5 protein-coding genes and 6 tRNA genes are annotated in these 4,866 nt (G+C 42.2%); all 11 read right to left on the bottom strand.

All coding sequences use genetic code 11. The annotated features are described in order from the left end of the window. Positions 1–99: 99 nt before the first annotated feature. The 11 genes from NFR56_RS09790 to NFR56_RS09840 all read right to left on the bottom strand — a co-directional run bounded on the left by NFR56_RS09790 (position 100) and on the right by NFR56_RS09840 (position 4,863). Complete coding sequence (locus tag NFR56_RS09790; RefSeq protein WP_045758977.1) at positions 100–657, bottom strand: DUF6287 domain-containing protein; 558 nt, start codon at positions 655–657, stop codon at positions 100–102. 139 nt (positions 658–796) lie between these two features. Then, positions 797–2,302 carry a zinc ABC transporter substrate-binding protein AdcA gene (locus tag NFR56_RS09795; RefSeq protein ID WP_251458801.1) on the bottom strand — a complete coding sequence of 502 codons (1,506 nt, stop codon included), beginning with the start codon at positions 2,300–2,302 and terminating at the stop codon, positions 797–799. A 2-nt stretch (positions 2,303–2,304) separates the two neighbouring features. After that, positions 2,305–3,108, bottom strand: coding sequence for a metal ABC transporter permease (locus tag NFR56_RS09800; protein ID WP_003009676.1), 804 nt, complete (start codon positions 3,106–3,108; stop codon positions 2,305–2,307). Then, a complete protein-coding gene (locus NFR56_RS09805) occupies positions 3,101–3,805 on the bottom strand; it encodes a metal ABC transporter ATP-binding protein (protein ID WP_049503809.1) in 705 nt (234 codons plus the stop codon). Before NFR56_RS09805 ends, NFR56_RS09800 begins: the two co-directional genes overlap by 8 nt. 1 nt (position 3,806) lies before the next feature. Further along, positions 3,807–4,244 carry a zinc-dependent MarR family transcriptional regulator gene (locus NFR56_RS09810; RefSeq protein WP_003004547.1) on the bottom strand — a complete coding sequence of 146 codons (438 nt, stop codon included), beginning with the start codon at positions 4,242–4,244 and terminating at the stop codon, positions 3,807–3,809. A 103-nt stretch (positions 4,245–4,347) separates the two neighbouring features. Beyond that, positions 4,348–4,431, bottom strand: a tRNA-Leu gene (locus tag NFR56_RS09815). Positions 4,432–4,441: 10 nt separating this feature from the next. Further along, positions 4,442–4,513: transfer RNA gene (locus NFR56_RS09820), tRNA-Gln, on the bottom strand. Positions 4,514–4,532: 19 nt separating this feature from the next. After that, positions 4,533–4,605 (bottom strand) — tRNA-His (locus tag NFR56_RS09825). 12 nt (positions 4,606–4,617) lie between these two features. Further along, positions 4,618–4,688: transfer RNA gene (locus NFR56_RS09830), tRNA-Trp, on the bottom strand. A 6-nt stretch (positions 4,689–4,694) separates the two neighbouring features. Continuing rightward, a tRNA-Tyr gene (locus NFR56_RS09835) sits at positions 4,695–4,775 on the bottom strand. A gap of 15 nt (positions 4,776–4,790) precedes the next feature. Then, a tRNA-Phe gene (locus tag NFR56_RS09840) sits at positions 4,791–4,863 on the bottom strand. Positions 4,864–4,866: the final 3 nt, after the last annotated feature.

Consider the following 4,866-nt stretch of genomic DNA (forward strand, 5'->3'; position numbering starts at 1 on the left):
TGAAATCAGCGTAGTAGAGCCCACTCAACCACTGCGTCTTGCTCGACAATCCAAAAACAATTGAGAGGCTAGGACTTGTGTCCCAGCCTCTTTTTTCTGTTATTCATCTCCTACATGATAATAGATCGATCCTTGTTCTCCAAAACTAGCGATACCAACACCAGACCACAAGCGGTTTTTAGAGGCATCTGATGTGTCCTTAAAGACGACTTGCCCTTGATCATCGACCTGATCACCAATGGTTACCCCAGCAGGAATATACTCCAACAAGAAGCCCCCATCACGACCACCATAAATGCCTTCTGAGGCGGTCCCATAATCCGTCAAAGAAGCTCCGTAGCCCTCTAACTCTTGTGAGACCAACCCTTTGTCGTTAAAGACCAACTTGTTTCCCTTATCATCTTGCCAGACACCAGAAATACTGCTGTAATCTCCATTGGCAATCGCTTCAAGATCCATTTTCTTCACTTCTTTTTTCTCTTCTTTTTTTTCTTTCTCCTTCACTTCCGAACTAGAAGCATTCGTCTTTTTGACTTCAGAAGAGGTCGTCGTTTGACTAGAGGAAGGGGTTGATTTTTTGCTCGCTCCCTGTTGCGAACAAGCCACCAATAAGACGACACTAAGAAAACTCACAAGAATTGCACCAACTTTTTTCATTTAAAATTCCCCATACATTTTTTTAGTTTAAAGCCCTCTCATTGTAACGTATTTTCAAGCATTTGACAAGCTTCACTCCTCATTTTTAATCAAAAAGAGACCAGGATAATCAGTCCTAGTCTTTCTTTTGATATAGCTCTTAATGAGCCAGCATTTCCTGTGCCACTTCTAAACCAGATAAGTTGGAAGGATAATACGTTGGCCAATTTTCCAACTCATCATAAAGCGCCTCTTGACTCTTTCCTCCATGGAAAATGTGGAAGTGAGCTGCCTTTACCGGAGTAATTTCATGGTCACTAAATTGAACATATTTGAAATCTCCCGCATCGCTCTCTTTCGCTTCAAAGAGATAACGAACACCACGATTTCCCTTCTTATAAGTCAAAATGTGCTTACCTACGTATTTATAGGTATATTTCTTAGAAGATCCTTTTTGATAAAACTCCATTGAATCCTTATCAATCTTAATCCGATCAATATCTGTTTGGTAACCCTTGGTATAATATTCCTTATACTCAGCAGCAGTCATGGTTGGATTTAATTTTGCCTTATAATCAAAGACCTGATCCAAAGTTCCATCTTGCAAGTATGGATAAACGGATTTCCAATCACCCGCATAATTTGCTAAGCTACGATCCTTCACTTGACTATCCTCGAAATAGCCCTTTTGAACTGTCTTATCATCTTCCTCATGTTCCGGTTGAATATCCTTACCAGCTTGTGACGTTGTTTTCTCGAGCGCCTTCAGATTTCCCTTCATAACAGACACGTAGTCTTCGCCATCTTTCATTTCTTGATCCGTCAAGCTTTCCAAAGGATTTAAGACAGCTAACTCAACACCAGCTTCAGAAGACAAGGTTTTCGCCAAGGACTTAGAAGCATTTTCCTCAAAGTAAATCACCTTGATCTCATTTTTCTTGATATACTCTGTCAATTCACGCAATCGTGCAGCAGAAGGCTCACTATCAGGTGAAATCCCTGAAATGGCCACCTGGTTTAAGCCATAATCCAAGGCCAAGTAACGGAAAGCCGCGTGTTGGGTTACAAAATTCTTTTGTTTCGCATCTTTCAAGCCATCCTGATAAGCTTGATCCAAGGCCTGTAATTTCTTTAGATAGGCTTGGGCATTTTTCTCAAACGTCTTTTTCTTATCTGGATAAGCTGCCACCAATTGATCACGAATCGACTCTACCATCTTCATGGCACGATGTGGAGAGAGCCAAAGGTGAGGATCATATTCATGATGGTGTTCTTCGCCCCCTTCGTGTTCATGTTCCTCTTCCAATCCAGGAAGCAAGACCATGCCCTTGGTAGCATCGATCACTTTGGTTTTCTTATCCTTCATTGATTTCAAAAGATTTGGAACCCACGTTTCCATATTTTCATTTTCATAGACGAAAACATCCGAATCTTGAATCATAGCCCGCCCCTTAGCAGACAATTCATATTCATGAGGCTCTGATCCCGCTCCAATGAGCAGGTCTACCGTTCCTTCATCTCCGACAATATTTTTTGTAAAATCATAAACAGGATAAAAAGTGGTCATCACTTTTAATTTCCCATTTTGACTCTGACTTTTGCCACAAGCTGTCAAAACAAGTGTTAAAGCCACTAACAATAACCAACCAAATTTTTTAAAGTTCATATCTATTTCCTCAAACGTGATCCAAGATTCACAAGCAAGAACAGTGCCACAAATAAAAGCGTGATGCTGGCACTCGCTGGTGTATCTGCAATATAAGACAAAATCAACCCACTAAACATCCCGATAAAACCAATGATGACCGCAATCAGCATGACCCCACGGAAGTTCTTCCCTAATTTCAGCGCAATACTAGCCGGTAAGACCATGATGGTTGAAACCAATAACGATCCTGCTGCAGGAATCATTAAGGCGATAGCAACCCCCGTTACCACATTAAATAAAATGGACATGGTCCGGACCGGAAGGCCATCTACAAAGGCCGTATCTTCATCAAAGGTCAAAATATACATAGGACGCAAGAATAAGGCCGTCAACACTAATACAACAAAAGCAATCACAAACAAGGCGATCACCTGTTCATCCGTAATGGTTAGGGTAGAACCAAACAAATACTGATCCAAGCTCATCGAGCTTTTTCCACCACCACGCATCAGCACTAAAGCTAGGGCAAGACCAGTGGACATTAAAATTGCCGTCCCGATCTCCATAAAGTCCTTAAATAAGGTCCGCAAATACTCAAGAAAGACCGCAGCTATAATGACAATGATCATAGTCGAGAGCGTCGGAGAGATCCCAAGGAAAAGCCCAAAAGCGACACCCGCAAGAGAAACGTGACTCAGCGTATCACTCATCAGACTCTGCCGTCTTAAAATTAAGAAAATCCCTAATACAGGAGAAAAAAGACTCATCGCAACCATAGCCAACAAGGCCCGCTGCATAAAATCATACTGGAATAAATCAAGCATGGTCACCCTCCCCTTCAGTATCATGGACATTAAAACATCTCCAAGGAGAGCTTTGGTCACGAACCAAATGAATATTCCGATCCGCAAACTGGTTAACCTCTTCAGGATCATGTGTAATCATCAAGACAGATTTTTGATGGTGATGCGCACTATGATGCATTAACTCATAAAAATCACTCTTTGTCGTCGCATCCATCCCTGTTGTCGGTTCATCTAAAACAAAGATATCCGGATCTGAAGCAAACATCCGAGCAATGACGGCCCGCTGTTTCTGACCACCAGACAAAGAACCAATCGCCCGATCCTTGAACTCCAGCATCCCAACAGATTCTAAACTCTTTAGAATATGCTTTTCATCGTGCTCATTCAACTTTCGAAACCAGCCTTTACGGGGATACCGACCTGACTTCACAAATTCATAGACCGTACTGGGAAATCCTGCATTAAAACTAGCAATCTGTTGTGGCAAATAAGCAATCCTTAACTTCTTTCCCTTAACATTCGTCTTTGAAATCTCAACATTCCCAACCTTGGGCTGTAAGATGCCAAGGCTAGCCTTAATCAAGGTAGACTTAGCAGCCCCATTCTCACCAGTCAGCGTAACAAACTCTCCACTATCTAAGTAGTAATTGATCCCTTCCAGAACCGGTTCTCGATCATAATAGAACGATAAATTTGAAACCGTAATATACCTCAAACTATAACTCCTCTTCCAATAAATCTAAAAACCGCGAAATAACCCCTTGCTCATTCTTGGTAAACTTCGACAAAACATCCTCATAAGTGTGAAGGGTATGCTGATGGTGGTGCTGATGCTCTAATGCAATCGGCTTACCAATCTCAGTTAAACGGTAATAGAGAACCCGAGCATCATTTTCATCGCGATAAGTCTCCAGCATCCCCTGACTTAATAAGGGCTTCACGGCCTTCGTGATAGCAGCCTGACTGACATTCAATTTCTTAGCTAAGACAGAATTGGTTAGAGCTTCATCAGCAACCAGCATCAAAATATGTTCCTGAGTGTTGGTTAATGAAACACCACTTGTACAAGAACCAACTAAAATCTCATGCTGATTTTCTGATAACAATAAAATAGAATTTAAAAATCGATCGATTTTATTTGCAACTTCAGACAAAATTAACTCCTTCTAATTCACTAAAAGAAACTTTACCGGTTAATTATATCACAAAAAAGAAAAAAATAAAACAAAAAAAGGAGTAAAACTCCTTTATAATCTATACCGGCGGCCGGGGTCGAACCGGCACGTCCTTGCGGACACTGGATTTTGAGTCCAGCGCGTCTGCCAATTCCGCCACGCCGGCATAAATTTAACTGGGGTAGCTGGATTCGAACCAACGCATGAGGGAGTCAAAGTCCCTTGCCTTACCGCTTGGCTATACCCCAATAATAATATTAATAAATAGGCGAGTGATGGGGATCGAACCCACGCATGCCAGAGCCACAATCTGGTGTGTTAACCACTTCACCACACCCGCCATAATTATTAACACGGGCAGTAGGAATTGAACCCACACTGAAGGTTTTGGAGACCTTAGTTCTACCTTTAAACTATGCCCGTAAAGGATGGAAGGGGAGGGATTCGAACCCCCGAACCCGAAGGAGCGGATTTACAGTCCGCCGCGTTTAGCCTCTTCGCTACCCTTCCTGATTATTGAATTGATGGCGCGAGACGGAATCGAACCGCCGACACATGGAGCTTCAATCCATTGCTCTACCAACTGAGCTACCGAGCCAAA

Origin of the sequence: Streptococcus caecimuris (genome assembly GCF_943193075.1) — a bacterium.
Classification (GTDB): domain Bacteria; phylum Bacillota; class Bacilli; order Lactobacillales; family Streptococcaceae; genus Streptococcus; species Streptococcus caecimuris.